We start from the raw sequence: 24,666 nt of genomic DNA on the forward strand, positions 1-24,666 counted from the left end.
GCTTAGATATTATGAATCAGCTGTGACAAAATAGCTTTTAATTAACTAAGTCGTTACATAAATCATAGCGCTCATGCCGTCGAAGGCGAAAAATTATTATATGCATCTGCTCGATCGTAAATAGCAAGTAGCGTTGTTTTTGCCTGCGTTTTTATGCTTGTTTTTATAATAATATTGCATATTCGATTACTTATCTGTATTTTTATTTCGCATGTAATTGTCGCCATATTGTATAGCCTGAACAAACTCAAATTAAATGAACCAACGCTACTATTCGCTGGATGTTTTTAGAGGAGCAACGGTCGCCCTCATGATTCTTGTTAATAACCCCGGAAGTTGGAGCTACGCTTTTTCGCCCTTAAAACACGCACCTTGGCATGGTTGTACACCAACAGACCTGGTATTTCCTTTTTTTTTATTCGCAGTAGGTAATGCGATGTCTTTTGTGATCCCAAGGTTACGAACGCAGGCAGGCAAGGTGTTTTGGAAAAAGGTATTAAAGCGAACCATTCTTATTTTTCTAATAGGTCTTTTACTTAATTGGTATCCTTTTGTACAGTGGAGTAACGACACTCTTTTGTTTAAATATTGGATAAACCCGATTAAATCCGATAGTGGTATACGAATACTAGGTGTATTGCAGCGAATAGCACTTTGCTATTGCTTCGCATCTATCTTAGTGTATTTCTTTACAACTAAAACAGTCGTTCTCATAAGTATTTTTATACTGCTTTCTTATTGGTTGATATGTATACTTTTGGGCGATTCCGACCCTTATAGTTTGCAGGGCTGGTTTGGTACAAAAATCGATGTGTCTATATTGCAGATTGCCCATATGTACAAAGGGGAGGGCGTTCCATTTGAGCCCGAAGGTATTGCCAGCACGTTTACAGCGGTTATCCAGGTTGTTATCGGATTTTTAGTGGGACAATATATACAAACCGGCACGAAAGCCATTGAAGGACCAATGCCTATCTATCGTACAGTCAGCACCTTGATGGTTACGGCTGCCTTGTTAACACTTGGAGGAATGACATGGGGATTGGCTTTCCCTATTAATAAAAAAATATGGACGAGTTCCTATGTTCTTTATAGTAGCGGATTGGCGATTACAGCTTTGGGCGTATTAATCTGGTTTGTAGAAATTAAAGGGCATAAAAATTTCGCTACGAAATTCTTTGATGTGTTTGGCAAAAATCCATTGTTCATTTTTGTAATGAGTGCGCTAATACCTAAAACACTGTCGTTAATGCGAATTGAAAATGGGTTTGACGAAACAGGTAATCCCATTTATACCTCGCCATTACGGTGGTTTTATACAGAAATCTGCGCGAAATTTCCCGGGCCTCCGGAGATTGGATCTTTTGTGTATGCTATTTGTTTTTTTTCCTTACTATGGGCTGTTTGTTACGTGATGGACAAGAAAGGAATTTATGTGAAGGTATAGCGTATTAGTCTCACACCCTCTGCCTTATGCCTTTCTTTTTTTGCTGGTAATTAACAGCATCAGTGCGGTTAGGCATCCATTTAGTAAAATCAGCTCAAATCCAACGGTATAACCAAGTGATTTTTTTAGCCAAGACTCAATGAGGTAGGAAAATACAGGGGAGATGAGGCAGATATAGGGAACTAATTTATCTTGTACCGATCGTTTAGATAGCATGCCAAAAGCAAAAAGTCCTAACAAAGGACCATAGGTATATCCTGCTGCAATGAAAATTGCGTTTACAACGGAGTCATTGTTGATTAGTCGAAAGAAGAGAATCACCACGAGCATGAGAAAAGAAAACACAAAGTGAACGATGTTCCTTGTTTTAACCAGTTTATGGTCGTTGGGATCTTCTTTTTTATTAAAGTTTAAAAAATCGACACAAAAGGACGTAGTAAGCGCTGTAAGGGCCGAGTCGGTTGTAGCAAAGGTAGCTGCTGTTAGTCCGAGCATAAAGATAATACCAGGTACAATAGCGAGGTGATTAAGGGCTATTTCCGGATATAGATGGTCCGGTGTTCTCAATTGGGCGATATCAATGTTGTTTTTGGCTGCATAGATGTATAGTAACGCACCGACAGACAAAAAAAACAGGTTAATAAATATGAAAATTGTTGTGAAGGTGAGCATATTCTTTTGCGCTTCGCCTATGGTTTTCATACTTAAGTTCTTCTGCATTAAATCCTGATCTAGACCGGTCATAGCGATGGTAACAAAAACACCGCCCAAAAATTGCTTCCAAAAATTCGCTTTACTTTCCATAAAGTCTTCCCAAAAGAAAATCTTTGAATAACTGCTATTCTTTACTGTTTCGATCGTTTCGAAAAAATTCAGATTTAAACTGTCGGCAATAAAATAAATCGATAAAACTACGGAAAGCAGTAAAAAGAAGGTTTGCAATAAATCTGTGATGATAATGGTTTTTAGCCCCCCCTTATGGGTGTACAGCCAGATGAGCAGTAGGCATATGATTATGGTAAGGGCGAAAGGAACATGCCAAGCGTCAAAAATAAAGCGTTGTAATACGATTGCTACGAGATAAAGCCTAAAAGCCGAACTGATCGTTCTCGAAATCAAAAAAATCATGGCGCCCGTTTTATAGCTATAAAATCCAAGTCGGTGTTCCAAGTATGAATAAATCGAAACGAGGTGCATTTTATAATAAAGAGGCAAAAGCACGAACGCTATCATGATAAAGCCGACCGCATTGCCCAATACAAATTGGAAATAACCGAAACTACCGTTTCCAACAGCTCCCGGGACCGATATGAATGTAACACCTGACAAAGCTGTACCTATCATTCCGAAAGCTACTACATACCATTTAGAGCTCTTGTTGGCGATAAAAAAGGTGGCATTGTCCGATGACTTTCTGGAAGTTAAATAAGCAATTAAGATTAAAACCCCAAAATAAATCAGAAGAAAACTAAGTAAGGTAATAGGCGACATAATTCGAAAGACGTTTTTGCATTTACATTATGTGATTTTAAATCGCTAGGACTGGTTTTATAGGTGCAGCATGTATTCTATAGCTTTCCTTACACTACCGTATTTTTCCAGTAATTCATTCGCTTTTTCCTGGTTAACGCCTGTTTCTTCCATTATAATACGAGTGCCTCTATTGAATAGTTTGGTGTTGGTTAGCTGCATATCCACCATTTTGTTTCCCTTTACTCTGCCCAGCTTAATCATCACCGAAGTACTTAACATGTTTAGCACGAGCTTCTGTGCCGTTCCGGCTTTCATGCGCGTTGAGCCCGTAACAAATTCAGGGCCTGTTATTACTTCAATCGGAAATTTGGCAATTTCTGCCATTGGTGTATTTGCGTTGCAGACTAGGCAACCGGTCGTAACTCCAGCTTCATTTGCAGCCTCTAACCCTCCAATTACGTAAGGTGTCGAACCGGATGCTGCGATGCCAAGCACTACATCTTTATTATTAATGCCATGTTCGCTCAAATCTTTCCATGCCTGTCGTTTGTCATCTTCTGCAAATTCTACCGCCTTTCTGATAGCGGTATCACCGCCAGCTATTAATCCTACAATCCAATCAAAAGGAACACCGAAAGTAGGCGGGCATTCAGATGCGTCTAATATACCTAAACGTCCACTGGTGCCTGCACCGATGTAAAAAAGACGGCCACCTTCTTCCATTCTTTCAACCGTAATTTTTACGAGTGCTTCGATCTGAGGGATCGATTTTTTTACCGCTTCCGGTACGGTTTGATCCTCTTGATTAATATTGGTTAATAACTCGTTAACCGACATCTTTTCCAGGTCGTTGTAGTAAGATTCTTTTTCAGTTGTATTCTCCATCGTTATTATTAACTATTACAGTCAAAAATCCACACAGCTAATATATGCATTTTTATGCGTTTTTATGTGTACAAAACTAAAAAACGTGCATACAGCTATTTCAACAGTTCATCTATTCTTTCGAAACGATATCCGTTATCTAATAATGTGTTTATTAAGCTAGGTAATCTATTGTAAAATTTGTCCTTCCTATGTGGCCCTACGCCTAAATGAATTAACATAATAAATCCCTTCAGTTCATGTATGTCTTGTTTCATAAAAGAAAGAACGGACTCATATATGACTTCTGACGAGCGATATCTTTTACCCATATCGGGCGTTGTATAGTCAGCTGTTGTCAGCGTTCCGGGCGTAAAGTTAATTAATTGTAATCCATGATTACTAGTCCATTCACTTATTTCTTTATTGTACCATTCGTATGGGGGTAAGAATAGGGGGGCTTTGGTTTTATCGATGCCAAATCTTTTTAATTTGTAATAAACCTTAGAAAGATCTTGATCGAAAGTGCGCCGATCGATTAATAAGCTGTCTCTGTTTGTCCAGTCGCAATAAAGCAAATGTTGGTCTGAATGGGCACCGATATAATGTTGATCTTCCAGCATTTTCAAAATCAATGGCTCGTTTATTGGATTGTCCAAAAATCTGCCCGTTAAAAAAAAAGAAGCTTTAATGTTCTGCTGTTGCAATTGGCGAAGGATAGTTGTTGCCCCTTCTGAGAATTCGTCGGCCGAGAATATTAAAGCTATCTCTTTGCGACTACAATCACCTCTGACTATAGCACCATAGCGATCCAAAACTACTTTTTTCCCGGAGTTCCTCCCTGTAACTCATGTTCTTTGGCTGCCAATAAATAAATGAGTGACGCACTTCCGTCCATGGTGGGCTCATTTGTACTATAATCACCATAATCGTCGTGGTAGACTGCTAAGTCGGATTGGAACGCTTCGTATTCATCCGGGTCTACCAATTCAATACCGATTAGGTTATTGAATATGTTGCTATATACCGGGCCATCTACCAGTCCGCCATCGATAGGGAAATTTTTTAAGTGAGTAAATGCCGAGTGTGGATCTGTTGGACTATCGCCATTGCGGGGTAAACCATATACCATACTTGTTCCCCAGGGATTGCATCCGAATAGCCAGTCGATATTTGACTGTTCAAGTTCTGTATAAGATTCGTCATCTGTCAAGTTTCGATACCATAAACATTGGATAGCAAAAGAAACCGTTAAGTTATTACTACACCATATAAAAGGGACTCCTCGAAAAAAAGCGTTTTGTTTTGCTCTCGTCCAAACTTTCTCGATACCTTGCCGATAATAGGAAATTAGCTCTTCCCGATCTTTTCCATTCAATTGTTTTGCCAGTTCATAATGGCCTAGATTGATAAATGGATACCATTGGTAATGTGAAGCTGTGTCGGTTTCAAGCCATGGCGTTATTTTCTCTTGCCTCGCGTATTGTAGCGCTTCGTTCTTAGATTTAATATCACCTGTTACTTGTAAATTACTTGCCGCAGCTAATTCCATATCATCTACCCAATTGTCTTCGGCATAAATATAGGGTGATTTTACAGAAACGGTCTGTGTTACTCCCGGCTTTATTTTTGCGAAATCATATGCGCTTTCGGCTTTATTTCTTAATTTATAAGCGTAGCTTTCATCTACATGTGTAAATAATAAACTGCCGAGATTGAAAGCACTCGTAAATTTAGCAGCCGTCGAGCTGGTGCCGGTTGTATTGTTTAGAAATTTTCCTCTTTGTTGGGCTTGTCCATCAATGAAATAAACGGGTCGCTCATAGCCACGGCCGTAAAAAGGATCTTCAGCCGGCATCCGCATACCGGCATGGTCGCGATCATCTGCAATTTGGTTGAACATGAGATGTGGTTCGGGATGCATTTTGAGCAACCAATCTAATCCCCATTTTGCTTCATCCAATACATCTGCAATGCCATTGGGACCGCTGAGCCCGTTCGCTCGTTTTTCATCGATAAAAACACCCGGAAAATCCCGATATGCAGCTAACAAGTGATAGATCGCATTAGCTGACGTAGTGGAGTATTGTAGGTAGTCTGACGCGTCGTGCCAGCCCCCTCCAACGTCAATCTTCGTGCTATCAGGTAGACCCGCTTTGGCGGCATATAAGGTAAAGCCGTCATGTGTGTGGCAACTGTCTTTTAGAAATGGATTGAATAGCGTCCGCTGCTGACGCATATAGCGAAGCACAAAATCAGCCGTTCCTTTATATACATCGGGCGCTACCCGAAAGACCGGTGACTTTCCTGAACCTGCTACAATGTAAAAGCTTCCCGTATCCGCAAAGTTAGAGAAGTTTAGCCGATAGCTCTGCTTAAATGGACCGTATGCGCCATAGTCTCTGCCTACATCGGATGTGAATACGCTTCGTTTACTGCGGGCGTCTATCAAACTAAAAGAATCAATACTTTCTTGATTTAAAGAGCCCCAAACGGCTACTTTTATACTTTCTGGACCATATCCCAATTGATTGATGCGAATCACGGTATGCTGATTTTGCCGTATTTTTTTTGATGCGCAAGCAAAGCAAAAGCTAAAGATGGCGCAATAAAAGATAAGCTTTTTCATCTTCTAACGCTTAATTTTACAATTTTTCCGTCCATTGTACTGACTACGATATGTTTTTTGTCTAACGGCAACAAAGGATTTATCAAACAATTGGAAATTTTATGCTGCCAAATAAGTTTTCCATCTTGGCGTTTAATGGCCGTTAACAATCCGGAGTTGCTTGGAACCCAGACGATATTACTCGACTCCTCAATAGCTGTAGGGGCCAACTCGTAAGGTAATTGAAGGGACGATTGCCAAACGATTCGCATATCATTAGCCTTTGTCGATACACCGATGAGCTGCCCGTCCATTGTCTTGGCATATACCATTGAACGATCTGCCGAAAGTCCAATGCTTTCACGGACACGGTAATTATCCATTTTCTTTCTCCAGATTACTGTTCCCTTGGCTGCGTCGAGCGCTGTCATATAACGATCGGGAGCGACAATAAAGATGCGGTTATTGGCTCCTACGGGATAGCAGGCAGCTGGCGACAGCATTCTGTTTGAGGCTCCATTGCTCCAATGCCAGCACGTTTTTCCCGTTTTTAGATCCAATGCATAAAACTCATTTCCCCAAGTGCCGAAATAAATTTTGTTTTGATAAATCAGCGGTTTAGCAGATATATAGCCTTTTAATCCTTCAAATGACCACTTTATTTTACCCGAGCGGATATTGATGGCTCTGAAAGTGCCGTCCGACCCACCGATATAAGCAATGCCTTTGTGGACCACGGGAGATCCTAGCACGGCTTTACCTGTTTTGATTTTCCATTTTTGCACCCCGTTTCGTAAGTCGATACCGTAAATATAACTGTCGGATGAGGCAGCAATTACCATGTCTTTCCAAATGGTCGGTGTGGCGTATATTTTTCCCTGCGTTTGAAAAGACCAGAGCTTCTTTCCACTGTTTACGTCTAAGGCATATATTTCGCCAGATGTATTCCCGGTAATCAGCTTTTTTTTAGCCAAGGCAAGCCCTGAGCCTATATCGCTCCGGTCTTGGAAACCCCATACTTCCTGTATCTGTTTAAATTTCTCATTCACAGCATAGGAAGGTCGAGGATATACATCAATGTCCCTTTCAAAGTGGTGGTTTTTCAAGAGGATAGTTAACCAGGGTGATTGAGTAAGACTGTCTGGATTTCGTTCTTGGTAAATAGCTTTGCCGGATGATATGCGTACTATATTATAACCACCGGTGCTTCTTTTTGCCCGTAGGTTCGAACGTCCCATTACACCTGGAATACCTTCGAAATCATAAGCTTTATTGACGTGGCCGTGCCCACAAAGAAAAAGTTGTACATTATGTTTTTTGATACGGTCTATCGCCTCGTACCAGTTATTGAGGGAAGAATCCTGTGGATAATGATTGACGTAGATCAGTGGTAAATCGTCATTCAGTTTTAATACGGAATCTAGCCAGACTAGGTTTTCTCTAGGTATCTGCCCGGGTCCCATGCGCATATTTGGTCCCGAATTGGTGCCGGCAAATCGATAACCTCCATGGGTGAAATAAAAGGTTTCTGAACCGAAAACCTGCCTGAAGCTATTGCCGCCACTTTCTGACCAGTTCGCATCGTGATTGCCGGGAACAACGTAATAAGGAATATCTATGCTGTCCAGTATCTGTTTGGCAAGCTTAAGTTCATGATCCGCTCCGAATTCGGTAATATCACCCGAAACAATTACAAATTTTAAGTCTTTATTTTTATTGATATCTGCAACAGTTTTTCTTAAATCTTCCGCACCGGTTTCGCTCCCAACATGTGTGTCGGTAACATGTGCAAAATGAAAATCCTGTGCATAGGTCTTTTCAACAAAAAGGAGTAAAAGAAGGATGAGTATTTTTTTCATCACTTATAGTTGTTTTTGCACCCGGATGACGTCATCGGGTATGATGAGCGATTAATACAGGGGCTATTCGAAATCCGGATATAGCAGATATTTCTTTCTCATTTTTTTATAGATTTCAAGCTCCGGTTTCCAGCTTTCCTTGATCTCATCTTCCGTCATACCGGCCTTAATTTGTTGTATGAGTTTATCATTGCCTGCCAGTTTATTGAAGAATTCGGGGCGAGCGAAAAATTGGTCAGCAATACCTGCTTTTTTAAATAGCTTGTAAAAATCCAATACGTATTTAAGCGTAAAAGTTGAACTTTTGGGGTCTATATCGCGCAAATCAAGTCCATAGCATGTTTTATCCTGCTGTTCAACGTGGGCACTCATACCAGGCTTGGAGCCCGGAGTGAAAGTGAATTTGCCGAAGGAAGGATCCGGGTAACCCAATACCTGAAAGGGCCAATCTGTGCCTCTTCCTACACTCACGTCTGTAGCCTCAAAGAGGCAAAGAGACATATACAAACGAACCGAGACATCGTTCGGTAGACTGGGGGAGGGGATTATGGGTAATGAGTAAGGTGTTTTATGATCCCAGTTTTTCAAGGATATAACGGTCAAATCGCATTTTTTTCCTTTGTCCAACCATCCTTCGCCATTGATCATTTGAGCCAATTCACCGATCGTCAAGCCATGAATCATTGCTATTTTGTGAAAACTGATATTAGACTTAAATTTATCATCCTTTCTTACCGGGCCGTCTACTTGATCTCCATTTGGATTTGGACGATCCAAAATGATTATTTTCTTTCCATGGTTTGCACACAATTGCATAACCTGATGCATAGATGCAATATAGGTATAGAACCGAGCCCCCACATCTTGTAGATCGAATAACATGATATCGATGGAGTTAACGATGGAGTCAGCTTTTTTGTTTTTTCCGTATAAACTGTATAATGGCAAACCTGTTTTTTCGTCTACCTCATTGGAGACCTTCTCACCACGTTCAATACTGCCCCTAAAACCATGTTCCGGTGCAAATGCAAATCGAAGGTCGATCTTGTTTTCTAATAGCACATCTACCAGATGTTTTTTATCCGGCCCAACCACTGAGGTTTGATTGCCCATTAGTCCGACTTTTTTTCCTTTTAGCAATGGTAAATAAGCTCCAAGCTGATCAGCGCCGGTAAGAATTTTATCCTTCGTAATGGCTTGGCGACTTTCTTTTTGTCTAGTATCCCGCTTGCCTTGCGAACCTTGCGTGCAAGATGCATGTAAAAGAGCGAGGAAGGAGAATATAAAGGGGAGAAGTTGTATGCGTTTCATAGACGTTTTTCTTAATTAAGGACTGTTTATGGTATTTCGGCAAAAGATATAAATATTTTATCTTTTGCCGAAATGGTGCCTATATAAATGGAATCGGCTTAACGATTACCAGCCGGGATTTTGTTTAAGCTCCGATCCGTTTTCACGATATAAGGTAATTTGATCAATCGGTAAGGGCCATAAATAAACCCGCTCATTGTCAAATACTCGCTGAGATTCAGCTCTAAAGGCAGGTATAATGTATCCGATATCGCCACCGCCTTCCAGTACCAAATTCGCTACACGACTTTTTCCGTCATCATCTAAATAGTCATTTTTATTAATCCAAGCACCACGATTGATACTCATGTTGTTTCTCGTATCTGTATAGGCGAGTTTCTTCCAACGCCTCAGGTCGTTAAGCCGAAAGCCCTCCATCATTAGCTCAGCTCGACGTTCCCTTCTTATTTCCCATACAATAGAGGATACGTCCGGATCTTTTGTCGGATCGGAGTAGGTAACATTATTAACCATAGCTGAAGAACCGGAAACTTGCAAATCAGGTAGTCTATTGGCAAGCCCTCCTCTTTTGCGGAGTGCGTTAATAGACTTGTCCAGATCCTCTTGGCTAATGGTACCGAGTTCTGCGCAGGCTTCTGCATAATTGATTAGTACCTCACCGTATCTAATAATAGGAGCGTCAGTAGGATTTCCACTTAAGTTCCCTTCGGGAAGATCTTTAATAGATTCATTAAGGAACTTATGCACAGAATATCCTGAAGTCGAATAGTTCGTTACAATTCCTTGAAGCCTCAACTCGGGTATAACCGTGCCTGCCATTCGTGGATCCCTGTTAGCAAGTACGTCACCAATTGAGTGATCTCCTTTGTATACTTTGGATAAGGTTATAGGAAACCCATCGGTGCATAGGTAGTTTTCAATCGCATTTTTAGAGATACCCGCTTGAGATTCTTTGTTATTATTGCTATGCAACGCATGTGTTAAAATTCCTATTGCATATTTTCTATACATAATCATTTCCGGGTTCGAGCTTAAATCCAGTGAGTTGAAGAGGGATCGGTAGTCTTGACCAAGACTATACCGTCCTGAAATAATAAGCTCATTGGCTGCCCATTTCGCTGCTTCCAAATACGTTTTTGCTTTTTCCTGATCAATGTCATGATATTTAAGCCATGTTCCCTGAAATAAAAATACACGTGACATAAAAGCCAAAACAACATCTTTGTTAACAGTCAATCCTTTTTCACCATTCTGAAGACGTACATGTTCTGCTGCGAATTGAAAATCCTCGAGCATTTTGTCTGTAACAAATTGTCTTGGATCTCTTTTTTTATAAAGTAGCTCGGTATCTTGATCGTCAATAACCTGATCGTACCATGGCATATCGCCAAAACGACTCACGAGACGATGATATTCCATGGCTCTAAAAAAACGGGCAATACCTGTCCAATGATTTTTTGCCTCCTCATCCATCGGCACCTGAGGTATACCGGCAAGCATCACATTGGCTCGTCTAACCCATTCAAATGTCCAAAGAGCATCTGCGGCTGAGGAAGGGACAATCTGAACGAATTGAGCTGGGGCTGTATTAGCGAAATCATCGTTCAAACTCTCACCCGAAAAATAGTCTCCCCATGTATTACCTCTTCCATATCCGCGGAAATAACGCTCATAAAAACCATATGAAAAGGTTCTAACATTGTTTTCACTAGTCCAATAATCGTTGTTAGTAAGTTCGTCCAACGGGTCTCGTTCGAGAAAATCTTTTTTACAACCTGCTAGTAGGAGGACGGTTAGTACATATATTAAAGCTGTGCGTTTCATAAGAATATTTTTTATAGGGTTAGTTGAACACCTAATGAATAAGTTCTCCGATACGGATAAACTCTTCCGAAAGAGTTAGGATCATTTAATCCCAATGAGGTATAATCTGTTTCGGGGTCGATTGGGATGTCGACATTATCTATCAATTCGAATAAGTTTTCACCGCTGAAAAAGATTCGGAGATTTTGAATTTTTGCTTTGCTAATTAATTTTTGAGGCAATGAATATCCAAAAGTTAGATTTTTAACTCTTAAATAAGACATGTCGAGAAGATACTTCGTTTGAACAAGGAAGTTTTTATTGCTTCTATTCTGCTCATGATCCGTTGGACGCGGATAAAATGCATTCGGGTTTTCAGGTGTCCAATAATCTAGTTGATGCTGGTACCATCCTTCGGCTGCCCTAAAACCAGGGATTCCCATTGTGCCAGCGGCCCAAAGATCCCTTTTTCCTACGCCTTGTAAGAAAAATCCAAAATCAAAGCCTTTGTAACTAAAGTCCATTCGATATCCATATTGCCACCTCGGGGTGGAATTTCCTATGACTTTCTGATCGCCTGGATTGCCTACTGTGTTTTCGCCATCAGTGATAACTCCATCACCATTTAGATCTTTGTATTTGATGTCGCCCGGACCATAGAAGAACCAAGGACTGGTTCCTTCGAATCTCCTTTGAGAGGGGATGCCATCAATTAGTATATAGCGGCCCCGTTCATCTGTTAATAAATTGCCATTTGCATCTTGCTGAAAATCGTTTCTCGTGAAGAAACGGTCAGTAACATAACCCCAGATTTCACCACTTACTTGTCCTTTATAAACCGGTGAGGAGGCAATTGTCTGTGTGAAAATTTTGGTTGAGTTGCCTGGAAATTCGGTAACTTTTTCTGTAAAATCGCTCAGTTGACCCGTAGCACTTATATTCAGTCCATTACTGAAAGTATGGTTATAGCCGATTGTGAGTTCCCAACCTTTGGTTTGCATTTTTCCCGCGTTTAGCACCGGTGCCGTCGCTCCAAAAGAAGAAGGAAGGGTAAGGCCTGCGCTTAACATGTCGCTAACCGTACGGTTATACCAATCAAAGCTTAAATTAACTTTATCATTGAAAAAATTGGCATCAAGCCCAAAATCCGTTGTAGTAACTCGTTCCCAAGTTAAGGTTTCAGAGACGGCTCTTGGATTCTGAAAAGTTGGCATAAATGCATCACCTATTAGCCACTGGCCGGCAAGATCGCCGGTTGAATAAGCGGGCATAACCGGTAAAAAGACATTTTCTCCTACATTTTGGTTTCCAACACTTCCATAAGATCCTCTTATCTTTAAGAAACTTAAATAAGGTTTGGCAAATTCCATGAATTTCTCCTGAGATAGAATATATCCGGCAGATAACGAAGAGAAGAAAGCCCATTTGTCGTTTACCGGAAATCTGGAAGAACCGTCATATCTACCATTTAGTTCTAATAAGAATTTGTTTTGAAAAGAATAATTGATGCGTCCGAAATAACCTAATGTTGACCAATGTCTAACCCTTCCGCCTACGGTTTGCGCACCGGTAGCCAATCCGAATTCTCCTTTCGACGGATCCATTAAACCCATTTGCTGGGAGAAATGGTTTCCGTTTTGAAATACTTCCAAGTTTGTCCCCAGCAAGGCCTTAAATGCATGATCCCCATACTCTTTAGCGTAGTTTCCATACGCATTAAAAACATGTCGATCTTCCCAGCTTGAGTTCTTTCTAACCCGGTCATGGGCTGGAGTCGTATAAGTTTCGAGAGTCATGGGATTTCCGTTCCAATAGTTCCATCCCTTTGCCGAGCCACCGACAATATGTTCTAAATCATTTAATTTAGTGTAGGTGTAATCTGCATCCATTGTTAATCCGGGAAGGATTTTTGCGGTACCACCGATCGTCAATCGTGTCATATTTGACTTGGTACTTGTCATATTTGCCTGCTCTACATCGGTTATGGCATTCCGAAATGGCTGCCCCTGATAGGTGCCATACGGAAATGTTTTAGGCCATCGATAGAGATAGAACCATGGATCGTAGGTGTCTCCATTATAGGAATAAGGCTTTGTTAACGTAGAGTTTGAATAAAGTACTTTTGTACGAACGTCAAGCCACTTGTTCACAGAGGCATTTACTGCTAAATTCAAATTGTATCGGTCGTATTGATCCGGATTGACTTTAAGTATTCCATCCTGGTTTAAATACCCGAATCCCATGTTATAGTTAATTTTGTCGCTCCCACCATTGATACTTAAATTATGGTTTTGTTGGGGCGTAAAATCTTTCATATACATACCGGGGGCATCCCAGGGTCTATAAAAAAATAAGGCACCGTCCCTCACCTCAAAATCGCGACCTTCAACCATTTCAGGCCCTAAATCTTGTCCGCCATATTGATTTTCCCATTCTTGCATTTTTTGAATCGCCAACTCATCGAAGCGTACTCCCAAACTTGAATAGAAGGGTTGCGAAGGATTTCTACGTAGTGCCGCATCAAGAGCCATTCGAGCGCCAGCTGCTGCGTCGGCAATTTTCGGAGTTTTTGTCGGTTTCTGCAAGGCAATATTGTTGGTATAGGTGATACGGCTAGGTGTATCTCTACTTCCTGATTTGGTTGTGATTAATATCACTCCCCATGCCGCTCTAGTTCCATAAATCGATGTTGAGGCTGCGTCTTTAAGAACAGATACACTTGCAATATCGTTTGGATTAATCATCTGAAGAGAGGGCACTTCTACGTTATCTACAAGTATAAGCGGTTGCGCTCCGGTTGATCCGGTATTAATTGATCCCCGGGCTCCTCGTAAACGAATGGTTGGATTAGTCCCTAAATCTCCACTCGGAGTTGTGATCGTTAATCCCGGGACAGTGCCTTGTAAAGCTCTAACGGGATCTGTTATAGGACGCGTCTCAAAAGTTTTTTGCACATCTACAGTCGAAACCGCTCCTGTTAGATTCGCCCTCTTTTGTTTTCCGAAACCAACTACTACTACCTCATTCAAGGTGGTCTCGTTTAATTCCAGCTGAACATTGATAACGTTTTCTTGCCCAACAATCAACTCTTTCGTATTCGACCCAATATAAGAGAAAACGAGTGTTTGTCCTATTTGCGCGCTAATGGAGTAGGAGCCGATATCATTTGTAGTCACTCCTTGGTTCGTTTCTTTGATCTTGACGGATACTCCCGGCAGAGGCGACTTGTCGGTCTCCGCTGTAACTCGACCCGTGATGGTTTTTTCCTGTGCCAAGAGGAGGGCTGGCACAAAGAATAGCCCTACGAAAAATAAAAGTAGTTTTCGTTTCATTTTGGTTGTTTTTAATGGTCAATTATGTTGATTATTTGAGTTTTTTCAAGCTATACTGGTTTGGTTTACACATTATTTCAATCTTCCGATTCAGCTTAATTGGTTCTGCTAAGGAGTAATAAGTTCGTCCTCCCTTTTGGTTAACATTACAAGATTACAAAATAAAAATAACATATGCAACATTATGCGTATTCTTTAATAATTTGTACATAAAAGTGCATTTATATACGTGTTTCATGCAATGATGAGCTTTTTTTATTTTGTTTATGTGTCTTTAAGGTTATTGAAGTGTTAACATTTGCGGATTTGTGCATTATTTTGGAATTGGCAGAATAGAGAGGTTCCAAAAAGCTTTTCAATAATAGAAAGACAGGAAGCATATCAACAAAAAAGGCATGCTATTGCATGCCCTTTATCATTATTTGAAACAACCTATGGTTGATCCCACCAAACCGGTTCGTTTAGATAAGTGGGGCTTTCCGCATTTGGATTTGCTTTTCTTACTTGCTCAATGTTAAAGTTGATCTCATAACTTGGCACGGCAAATCGTCGCGGCCAGTCGGTAGGACTAGGGTAGGCTTCTATAAATACATGGGAAGGTCTTTTGAAGCCTTTATAGATACCAACTGTTTCGTTATAACTTCCTGATGCATCTGTACAATAATTCATTCGTCTCAAATCACACCATACCTCCGGAGAGTAAGATAAGGCAATATATTTTTGAATCATAATGTGGCTCATGGTAAGGTCGCCGGCATTTTGGATAACTGATGAACTACTTAAAAATTGTTCAATAACTGTTGGCGTAATTCCCATGATTGACATGTGGGAACGAATACCTGCTTTGTAAGCCGTAAGGGCTTCCGTCGATTGGCCTAGCCGAAGTCGTACTTCGGCTTCAATGAAACGCATTTCAGCATTAGTCAAAAGAAGCCCTTTACCTCCTCGTTGGGTATACCATGAACCAGTTGACAGTATACGTTGTCCCGCTTGCGGCTTAGTAGGATCCATCCGAAGTTGAACGTATACTGAATCTTTGTTGGAAAACCTGTCACTTGATGCGGAGTAATTATAGCTCGAAGGACCGGCTTTTGGCAGATCAGATGACATGTCGACGAATTGAGTACGTACTAATTGGCCTTCTCGGTTTTCCATTCGAGGGATGAGCAGATCCATTCGCGGATCCTCCATGTTATTGTTGCCTGTAGGCGCTCCTGTATAGTTGTTTGAAAGATAGTCATAGTAAAGCTTTGTTATGCGGCCGGTAGAACCAATATTTACATATTGTAAAGCTGCTTTGCTATTGTCTGCAACACCCTCTTCGTCTACATACTGCATAATAGAACTCTGCTCATCCGACTGGGGAGCGGAGGCTAAAGCATCTAGAACTGCTTGCGGATTGTAGTCCGCTTTTTTTGTGAGATGGTTTAAAAAGCGAGCTTTCAAGCCATAAGCTAAGCGAATCCAATTCTCCACTTTGCCGCCATTTAATATATCTCCTTCAGCTAAATCAGGAGCCGTAATTTCCTGTGATTTTTGAAGATCTGCTATCGCTTCGTCTAGCAGAGCGATTACTTTCCCTTGCACATAGGCACCATCATCAAACCTCGGGGTTAAATTGCCTGGTATGTCGAATTCATCATAGGGTAACATGCCGTAAAAATCGGCTAAGTATCCAAAGCCCCAAGCTTTCATGATTTTGGCGGCACCTATATAATGATAAGCGCCTACTTTCTCTGATGCTTCAATGAGCGGTTGTATATTCACCGCTGTGTTTACGTACCACGATTGCCAAGGCCAATTAGCACTGGAGACGTTCGAGTACCATCTCGTCAGATTCCAGTTATTGTTGTTTGCGTAGGTAACAGCCAGCTGCTGTGCTAAAAATGCAACCCGTGTACCGGCGCTCTCGTAACCATCAGCGAATTGTGCAATGATGGGTGGTAACCGTTGTTCCGGAGCGGGTACGGTGGAATTAGGGCTACTTGGATTTTCATTTATATCCAACCATTTCTTACAGGAGGTAAAAACGATTGACAAAAGCAGAATATATACAGACTTTTTCATTTTTTTTGATTTTAAAATCTTACGTTCAAACCGAGTGCAAATCCCGCGGTGGCAGGAACTCCGGCATAATCAATTCCTACCGAGCCCGAGCCTACCACTCCTGCGCCTGCAGCGCTTGTTTCCGGGTCCATACCTGAATAATTGGTAAATAATAAGAGATTCGTTCCCGTAGCTGTAATTGTTGCACCTTTTATCCATGATGCTTTTTTCAAAAGGGTTGCAGGTAAAGAATATGCCAGCGCAATAGAGCGGAGACGAAGCCAGTTCACGTTTTCTATGAAAAAGGGTACGTTATTGGCATAAATGTCCCGGTAATATTTTTCGTTTGCAACAACTTCTCGCGTTACGGCTTCATATTGCCCGGTTTCCGGATTTACCGATTGACCGGTAAAAGTGACCGTATTACCACGATTTTCGGTCAGTTTGCTCATGCCGTTTACTGTTAATAAGTACTCGGTAGCATTGTAAATATCTCCACCTTTACGGAAATCAAATAGGAAAGAGAAACTCCAGTTTCTGAAGGTAAAACTATTATTAAAACCTCCAATAAAATCGGGTTCACGATTGCCGATATACGTAGTGGTAGAATTACTAGTTAGTGGATATCCTGTGTTCCAGTCGAGTAATAGGTTGCCGTTAGCGTCTGTTTGCCATTTAGAACCACTTATCCCCATGAAATCACCATTTCCGAAAGAAGCCGCTTTGCCGTTTCCTACCTGTACATCAGTTACATATAAAATAGGTAGCGAACCGGGCAGTTCTTTTACAACACCATTGTTGTGTGAGAAGTTAATGGTAGCATCCCATTTGAAGTTTTCTCGCTTTATTGGTGTAGCGTTTAACATGATTTCGATCCCCTTATTTTCTAAAATACCGGTATTCACTGAACTTAAGATATACCCGGTTGCATTACTCACACGCGGCGTTAAGATCTGATCAACACTTTTGTTTTTATAATACGTGAAGTCGAAGCCGAGTCGATCGCCCAGAAATCGTAAATCCGTCCCAAATTCGACTGACTTGGTTGTTTCTGGTTTTAACAAATCGTTTCCTCGAGACCAATAATTTCTATAACCACCTCCTATTGTTAATTCAGGTCCGAAGAGATACGTTGCGGTTTGATAAGCAGCAGCGTCTTTGCCCACTTGTGCATAAGAAGCACGTACTTTTCCAAAAGATAAAAAACGATTTTGTGGGAGTAACTCTGTGAAAACAAAGCTTCCACTTATAGCAGGATAAAAGAATGATCTGTTTTGTAAAGGAAGAGTTGATGACCAATCGTTCCTGCCTGTGAAGCCCAAATAAACCATATTCTTATAAGACAGCCTGAAATCACCATAAACACCAACCAATCGCTTTCGATTGATACTTTGAGTATAATATTTGTTTTCGTTGGAAGCGTTATTGATATCCACGAAGCTTGGAATTTCGAATTGTTCCGCTCTCCTTGAATTGGAGGTAAGCTTGGTGTCTTCTGTAGTCGTTCCTAAAACCAAACTCGCGTCCCAGTTTTCAAAGAAGGTCTTATGAAAGTTCAACATCAAATTCGAGTTGATATAATTATAGGCTCGATCTGTTTCCGACAGCATCCCGTCTTGCCAAGCAAGTTTTACACTAGATCCGGGAGCAATAAGGCTTCTAAAGTTAGTAGTGTAATTGTCAATCCCCAATCGATAAGTTGCGTCGAACCAGTCAGTGATTTTAACCTGTGTATAGGCAGTGGCAATAAGACGGTTGTTGCGGTCATTTTGTGGATTCTTATTGATAATCCAATATGGGTTGTCCGTGTTATCTTCAAGCTTCACGTCAGGAAGAAGCAATTTATTAGAGCCATCCGGATTTATCCAGTCTTTCATGTTGGCATTTAATGGCCATGATAGCACACTTTCCATATACCCACCACCACTGGATCCCCAAAGACCACTCCCCGTAAGCGTTTTCTGTGACTTACTTACGGCGTAAGAGGCGTTAATACCAAAAGTGAAAATGCCTAACTTTTGTTCGCCATTAAAACGTACGGTAGAACGCTTGAAGTTGGTAGTTGGAACAACCCCTGATTGGTCTAAATTAGAAGCGGAAAGAAAGAAATTTCCTTTAGCGCTGCCTCCGGAAACATTAAAGCTGTTATCATACGCTCTAGCCGTTTCGAAGAAATTGCCAAGGTTGTCATAACTTGTTTCACCGGATATAAATTTATCCCCCCAAGATAAAGCGGTTTGGTCTGAAAATTCACCACTATAATATGAGCCCTGCTTGTACAGGTGTTGCTGCTCGGGTAAACGATTAACCCAGTTCGTCATAAATCGTGAAGTGACGGAAGCGGTAGTAGAACCTTCTTGTCCTTTTTTTGTCGTGATGATGATGGCGCCTGCCGCAGCTCTTAATCCATACAGTGCCGCTGCGGCCGGACCTTTTAATACAGAGATAGATTCAATATCTTCCGGATTGATGTCCATTGCCCGATTACTATTTGTAGTTGAGATATTTACAGATCCATCAAATGCACTATTGTCTCCCTGTCCTGTCGAATTGTCCATAGGCATTCCATCAATAACAAATAATGGCTGATTATCCCGTTCTAGCGAAGTTCCGCCTCTTAATACAATGGATGAGGAAGCTCCGGGTGCTCCGCTTGAATTGGTGATATTTACACCGGCAATTTTACCGTTGAGTGAGTTTATGATGTTGGGATCTTTATTTTTAAGCAACTCTTCGGATTTGATGTCTTGTGCGGCATAACCTAAACTTCGGACTTCACGTTTGATTCCCATAGCCGTCACAACCACTTCATTAAGATCAGAACTGGTTGATTGTAGCGATACACTGATTACATTGCTTGTGCCTACTGCTGTCTCCTGTGCTTGGAAACCGATATAAGTGAAATGCAAAATTTGACCCAAACTTGTTTCAATACTATATAATCCTTCGCTACTCGTTTGAGTTCTCGTGCTCGTACCTTTTACGCTCACAGTAACCCCTGGAAGTGGTTGTCCTTGAGAGTCCGTTACCTTTCCGGTAATGGTTTTTTGCTGCGCCAGTAGGTGGGCAGAAACAAAAAACAATCCCAGCATAAAGAGGAGTAGTTTTCTTTTCATGTTTTGATAATTAGTGGTCGATATATGGATTAATAATAATCTAGTTACCGGTAAATAGTGCACTTACGAGGCAAGTCCCAGCTTGCACGCTATATCTCTATTATTCCCTTACAGTTTATTGGTTTTATAAATGTTGTGGATGAAAGCCGTTTTCAGTACAAGAATATTGAGAATTTCTATGTAATGCAAATTTATGCGTTATTTTTTTATTAGTTATAGAAAAGCGCAAAAAAAGAGCATGTATGATCCGGTTGTTTGCAAATAGTTACTACTTTATAAGTACTTTGTAAAGTAAAGCGGTATTTAGTGCATTGGGATGTATGGAATAGGTGACAAAAAATAAGGTGCCCATTACCATGGGCACCTTATTCTAAAATGTTGGGTCTGCGGGGGTATTAGCGTTGTTGTCCCGTTCAACAAACGGATAGGGAAAGAAGTTTCTTTTCATTTCTGTTTGTGGACGGTTAAACCTTCTCATATCTTCCAATTTTAAACCTGACATAAAAAGCTCGATACATCGATGCTTATAGATTAGTGTCAAGAGCTCTTCTTCACTATAAGGGTCTGTTAAGCCAGGCATCGCGGCGCCAAGTCCATAAACATCATCGTTTGGCTTTTTTGTGATCACCTTGTTTAGCTCTATCAAAGCTAAATCAAGCCTAGAAGTCCGGGCATAGGCTTCGGCCTTAATCAAAAGCATTTCGCCCGGTAAATAGACCGGTATTGGTGATTCATTGGTGAACCAAAATCCTTTAATGCGTACAGCCGGCGGTGCGGGATTGGCGTTTTCAATATAAAATAATACACGCTGATCGTTGGGATCTGGATAGAGAGCCTCCGGTAGCCCTAAATGTTCGTCCTTTGGTTGAAAGACATTATTTGTGGACGTAGCAAATGTGTAAATCGGGTTCGGGGAAACATTGTCATAGGCAAATACCGACACCTTTTTTAGGTCCACCTGACTGGCCGCGCTCAATGCTTCTTCATAATCACCTATATACAATGAATAACGAGCTTTTAGTGCATAAAGTGTATTTTTTATATCGATACTCGCTGCGGGAATGTCCTGCAAAAATGCATTACTGATCGAGTCCGTCTCTGTGAAAAGCAAGGCACTATCAATACTGCTAATTGCCATTCTATAACCTTCCATTCGGTCGACAAACGAAGCGTTGCGTCCCACAGTTGCCGGTACCTGTTCCCAATTCATCGCCAAGTCCCCCAATGAGAGGGCCTTCAAAACCGTTGTGTAAGCGATGATGCCACTAGCTCGATTTTTATCAGCTAGCTTTCTCGCGTTTTGTATGACGAGATTGGCATCATATATGATTTTATTACTGCTTGTCCATAGACCTGCAAGCACGGTGTTCGTTCCATCTACTGTAGAACCCCCGGTGCTTAACTGCAATTCGGGAATGTTTCCTTCATTTCTAAGTAAAAGTTCGTTTGTAACGAAGCCGTTAGCTGTTACTTTATTATAGATATTGCTTGTCCTTAGGTAACTGTAAGTACGTTGCAAGCCGATACTGATATCTGTTAAAGCTTGGGATGACGATAGGGCTTCTTCGTTTAATGCTCTCGAGGGATCGATATAATCTTTGGTACACGATGAGAGTGTGAAAATTAGCGCTAATCCATATCCATAATAGAAAAGACGCATGCATATGCTGTTGTTTTTTTTCATGTCGATATTCATACTGATTAAATACTGCTATTGATGGAGTTTATAATTTTACCTGTACACCTAACGTAAACGTTCGGGGGATCGGAATAGCTCCGAAGTCGATGCCACGTAATATGGTGGATTGCCCACCGGCATTGACCTCTGGATCATAACCTTTGTATTTGTCAATAGAGAACAAGTTTCTACCGCTCGCACTAATAGTAAAATCCTTAAAAAACTTTACTTTACCCAAATTGTAGCTTAGTGAAATTTCTCTCAATTTGATGTAATTACCGTTGTCAATTCTCCATTCTTCGACTGCATAAACACCGGCTATATAACCTCTTGGTATCTCACCCATTTGTTCCTGTTCTGCTATTTCGCCGCTGCCTACACCTTGTCTGGTTCGCCAATCAGCATTCCAGACATCTACACCCTGTACGGCATCAAATTGCATATGTAAGGATAACTTCTTGTAGGTGAAATCGTTTACGAAAGTAAGTGTATAATCCGGGTTCGGATCACCTATAACTCTACGTAAAGGAGTGCCCATGGGTAAGCCGTTCGCGTCGCGTTGGGGCGTGTATTCTGTTCCATTTTGGATGCCTCGTTCAATTAGCGGAATCCCTTTGTCGTTCAATAATAGACTGCCATCAGGATTTCTAGCGAAAAAGGTGCCGTAAAAGACACCGATAGGTTGACCGTCAATAATGGCTACAGGTGCTCCGGGGTTAGTGCTGAATAACCGTAGGCCACCTACATCCAGTGCTTTGTTTCGGTTCCGGTTGTAAATGACAGAAGTATTCCATTCAAAGTTGGTGTTTTTAATGGGCGCGCCATTCAGTACCAATTCGATTCCTCGATTTTGTAAGGAACCAACATTATCGAGAAAACTTGAAAATCCGGTGGTCGGAGCTTCCACTCGGGATATTAATAAATCCGTCACCTTTTTGTTGTACCAGTTAAAGCTAGCACCCAATCGATTGTTAAAGAAGGATAGATCGGCACCTAATTCCAATTCAGCCTGACGCTCGGGTTTAATGTTCTCATTTGCGAGAGTGGCGCTCGAAAAGAGGGAAACCCTGCTTAAAAAAGTTTGAGAGGAATAGGCATTGTATCGGTCGTAGGCCCCAATGCCGGTTAGATTTCCTGATTGGCCGTAAGCCGCACGCAACTTGAATAAATTCCACCAATTGCTTAGCGATGTGTTTTTCCAATAATCTGCAGACGATAACACATAGCTGCCACTACCTTTTATGTATACCTGCCTGCGATTGTCCTCACCAAACACGGAAGATTCATCTACCCGGACGGCACCGGTTAAAAATAGATGATCTTTATATTTGAAATTTTGTTGAAAGTAAGCCCCGCTTACGGAGTATTCGCTTCTAATATCCATGCCGGGCAAAATTGTGCTGGCGGCGTTAACCGTTTCGATAAACGGTGCTAAACCTCGCCCATTAAGCATGTTATAGTTGGATTTTTCATATTGATAAGAAAAGCCCAATTGAGAAGTTGATGTTAGTACATCAGAAAGCGTGGCGTTGTAAGTCGCATTAAGTTCTTGATTGATCAAAAGAGCTGAATTGCTAGCGACACTGGCATAGCCGTTCTGAGTTGGGTTCAAGTTGCTTCCACCTCCCCAATAATCGGGATTAACGTTGTATGTATACGGTGGTATATATGTTTTTCCATTTTGTCCGGTGTGGTCCACGCCTAGGGTATAGTCGATCGAAAGACCTTCGACGGGCGTAAGTTTTAGGTTTAAATTGCCTAAAATGCGGTTCACTTCCTGACGTTGCTTAATGTCCTCAATAACTGAAACGGGATTTACTCGACCTCTTTCTCCAACCGACTTTAAGTTTCCATCAACATCTCTTGTGAATAGATCGTGGTAATTGGCAATAATATTGATAGAGTTCAAAGGGGAGTAAAACGAATTTCCATCTGGTTTTTCGTCCGCTCCACTATTTATATAGTTTAATCCTGCACTAAAGGAAATCCAATCGGCTAACTTTTGATCGATGTTAGTTCGCAGACTGAACCGTCTAAAGTTTGTGTTCTTAACAATGCCTTGGTTATTAAAGTAGGAGGCTGATACATAATATTTCGTGTCGTCTTTCCCACCGGCTACAGAAAGGTTGTTGTCGGTACCGCTTGCATTTCTGAAAATGTAGTCCTGATAATCATAACGGTTAACCGGAGAAGTGGTTATAAGTGCGGTATTCAGAACGTCCTGAGTTTCTGTATCGACGGATCCGCCAAATTTGACAGGTGACTGATTTACAGGGACTTTTTTTCGTAGGTTACTGTTGGAATAGCTGGAAGAAAAAGTCACCACGGGCTTACCTAGCGAACCTCTTTTGGTGAAGATTTGTACAACGCCTGCATTCGCTCTCGAACCATAGATTGCTGCAGCCGCAGCACCGTTCAATACCTCGATTCGCTCAATATCGGCTGGGTTAATATCTACTAGTCGATTTTGACCGATCGTTCCGACAAAATTGCCGCCATCGTAACCGGTTTGCGTATTGGTTACACGGGTCGTATTATTATTGACAATAATACCATCAACAATATAAAGTGGTTCAGATGAGGAATTGACAGAGCTGATTCCTCTTAGTCGTACCGAGATTCCGCCTGCCGGGTCGCCGGAGTTCTGAGAAATCTGAGCGCCTGCCGTTTTTCCCTGCAGCGACGATAAGACATTTCCGCTTCTGCCCTTCGTAAGATCATCGCCTTTTACGGAACTGATGTAACTTCCCAATTGTTTTCGTGTCGTTCCCGCTGAGGTACCGGTGATAATGACTTCGTCTAGCCCAACAAGATCAGAAGATAAGCCGCAATTTAACAGGTTTTTGCCGGTTTTTAACGCTATTGTCTTCGTTTCACTCTTGTATCCTGTATAACTAAAAACAATAGATTGTTGACCGTTCAGATTGTCAACGTTCAAAGAATACTTACCTTCCGCATCCGTTGAAGTTCCTACAGTTGAATTTCTGATTTTGACAGAAACCCCTGCTAACGGTTGCTGGCTTGCTTCATCCACTACACGCCCAACTATAACGGATTGCTGTGCATAAATGGCTTGGATGAAAAAAAGGTAGATAAAAAACAGTAATTTGATTGATTTGGTCATAAAAT

Annotated in this window: 13 protein-coding genes; 1 reads left to right on the forward strand and 12 read right to left on the reverse strand. The window is 41.3% G+C overall.

Annotated elements, in window-relative coordinates; translation table 11 throughout:
- Window positions 1-256 precede the first annotated feature (256 nt).
- Window positions 257-1,447, forward strand: coding sequence for an acyltransferase family protein (locus FKG96_RS14100; RefSeq protein WP_149105661.1), 1,191 nt, complete (start codon window positions 257-259; stop codon window positions 1,445-1,447).
- Between the two features lie 24 nt (window positions 1,448-1,471).
- On the opposite strand, the gene FKG96_RS14105 is transcribed toward FKG96_RS14100, so the two are convergent.
- From FKG96_RS14105 to FKG96_RS14155, 12 genes are all read right to left on the reverse strand, one after another.
- Complete coding sequence (locus tag FKG96_RS14105) at window positions 1,472-2,938, reverse strand: sodium:solute symporter (protein WP_130857849.1); 1,467 nt, start codon at window positions 2,936-2,938, stop codon at window positions 1,472-1,474.
- Window positions 2,939-2,995: 57 nt separating this feature from the next.
- A complete protein-coding gene (murQ, locus tag FKG96_RS14110; RefSeq protein WP_149105662.1) occupies window positions 2,996-3,805 on the reverse strand; it encodes an N-acetylmuramic acid 6-phosphate etherase in 810 nt (269 codons plus the stop codon).
- A 95-nt stretch (window positions 3,806-3,900) separates the two neighbouring features.
- Entirely contained in the window at window positions 3,901-4,599 is a 699-nt protein-coding gene (locus FKG96_RS26990; protein ID WP_242627369.1) for a polysaccharide deacetylase family protein, read from the reverse strand.
- A 2-nt stretch (window positions 4,600-4,601) separates the two neighbouring features.
- Entirely contained in the window at window positions 4,602-6,413 is a 1,812-nt protein-coding gene (locus tag FKG96_RS14115) for a glycoside hydrolase family 9 protein (protein ID WP_246860286.1), read from the reverse strand.
- The gene (locus tag FKG96_RS14120; RefSeq protein ID WP_149105663.1) at window positions 6,410-8,251 is read right to left on the reverse strand and encodes a PQQ-binding-like beta-propeller repeat protein; all 1,842 of its coding nucleotides are present in this window, start codon (window positions 8,249-8,251) and stop codon (window positions 6,410-6,412) included. Before FKG96_RS14120 ends, FKG96_RS14115 begins: the two co-directional genes overlap by 4 nt.
- Window positions 8,252-8,314: 63 nt before the next feature.
- Window positions 8,315-9,562 carry an exo-beta-N-acetylmuramidase NamZ domain-containing protein gene (locus FKG96_RS14125; RefSeq protein ID WP_149105664.1) on the reverse strand — a complete coding sequence of 416 codons (1,248 nt, stop codon included), beginning with the start codon at window positions 9,560-9,562 and terminating at the stop codon, window positions 8,315-8,317.
- Between the two features lie 105 nt (window positions 9,563-9,667).
- Complete coding sequence (locus FKG96_RS14130; protein WP_149105665.1) at window positions 9,668-11,386, reverse strand: RagB/SusD family nutrient uptake outer membrane protein; 1,719 nt, start codon at window positions 11,384-11,386, stop codon at window positions 9,668-9,670.
- An 11-nt stretch (window positions 11,387-11,397) separates the two neighbouring features.
- A complete protein-coding gene (locus FKG96_RS14135; RefSeq protein WP_149105666.1) occupies window positions 11,398-14,697 on the reverse strand; it encodes a TonB-dependent receptor in 3,300 nt (1,099 codons plus the stop codon).
- Between the two features lie 432 nt (window positions 14,698-15,129).
- Window positions 15,130-16,764: a SusD/RagB family nutrient-binding outer membrane lipoprotein gene (locus FKG96_RS14140; RefSeq protein ID WP_149105667.1), complete on the reverse strand. Its 1,635-nt coding sequence runs from the start codon at window positions 16,762-16,764 to the stop codon at window positions 15,130-15,132.
- A gap of 11 nt (window positions 16,765-16,775) precedes the next feature.
- On the reverse strand, window positions 16,776-19,859 hold the full coding sequence (locus FKG96_RS14145; protein WP_149105668.1) for a SusC/RagA family TonB-linked outer membrane protein: 3,084 nt from the start codon (window positions 19,857-19,859) through the stop codon (window positions 16,776-16,778).
- Window positions 19,860-20,229: 370 nt separating this feature from the next.
- Window positions 20,230-21,543, reverse strand: coding sequence for a RagB/SusD family nutrient uptake outer membrane protein (locus FKG96_RS14150; protein ID WP_149105669.1), 1,314 nt, complete (start codon window positions 21,541-21,543; stop codon window positions 20,230-20,232).
- Between the two features lie 40 nt (window positions 21,544-21,583).
- The gene (locus FKG96_RS14155; RefSeq protein WP_149105670.1) at window positions 21,584-24,661 is read right to left on the reverse strand and encodes a SusC/RagA family TonB-linked outer membrane protein; all 3,078 of its coding nucleotides are present in this window, start codon (window positions 24,659-24,661) and stop codon (window positions 21,584-21,586) included.
- Window positions 24,662-24,666 lie beyond the last annotated feature (5 nt).

This window comes from Olivibacter sp. LS-1 (assembly GCF_008245145.1).
Lineage (GTDB): Bacteria > Bacteroidota > Bacteroidia > Sphingobacteriales > Sphingobacteriaceae > Olivibacter > Olivibacter oleidegradans.

What these genes read in the sequence shown, in the direction of transcription:
- FKG96_RS14100 (WP_149105661.1), top strand. Translation starts at nt 257, where the DNA reads ATGAACCAACGCTACTATTCGCTGGATGTTTTTAGAGGAGCAACGGTC.
- FKG96_RS14105 (WP_130857849.1), bottom strand. Translation starts at nt 2,938, where the DNA reads ATGTCGCCTATTACCTTACTTAGTTTTCTTCTGATTTATTTTGGGGTT.
- murQ (WP_149105662.1), bottom strand. Translation starts at nt 3,805, where the DNA reads ATGGAGAATACAACTGAAAAAGAATCTTACTACAACGACCTGGAAAAG.
- FKG96_RS14115 (WP_246860286.1), bottom strand. Translation starts at nt 6,413, where the DNA reads ATGAAAAAGCTTATCTTTTATTGCGCCATCTTTAGCTTTTGCTTTGCT.
- FKG96_RS14120 (WP_149105663.1), bottom strand. Translation starts at nt 8,251, where the DNA reads ATGAAAAAAATACTCATCCTTCTTTTACTCCTTTTTGTTGAAAAGACC.
- FKG96_RS14125 (WP_149105664.1), bottom strand. Translation starts at nt 9,562, where the DNA reads ATGAAACGCATACAACTTCTCCCCTTTATATTCTCCTTCCTCGCTCTT.
- FKG96_RS14130 (WP_149105665.1), bottom strand. Translation starts at nt 11,386, where the DNA reads ATGAAACGCACAGCTTTAATATATGTACTAACCGTCCTCCTACTAGCA.
- FKG96_RS14135 (WP_149105666.1), bottom strand. Translation starts at nt 14,697, where the DNA reads ATGAAACGAAAACTACTTTTATTTTTCGTAGGGCTATTCTTTGTGCCA.
- FKG96_RS14140 (WP_149105667.1), bottom strand. Translation starts at nt 16,764, where the DNA reads ATGAAAAAGTCTGTATATATTCTGCTTTTGTCAATCGTTTTTACCTCC.
- FKG96_RS14145 (WP_149105668.1), bottom strand. Translation starts at nt 19,859, where the DNA reads ATGAAAAGAAAACTACTCCTCTTTATGCTGGGATTGTTTTTTGTTTCT.
- FKG96_RS14150 (WP_149105669.1), bottom strand. Translation starts at nt 21,543, where the DNA reads ATGAAAAAAAACAACAGCATATGCATGCGTCTTTTCTATTATGGATAT.
- FKG96_RS14155 (WP_149105670.1), bottom strand. Translation starts at nt 24,661, where the DNA reads ATGACCAAATCAATCAAATTACTGTTTTTTATCTACCTTTTTTTCATC.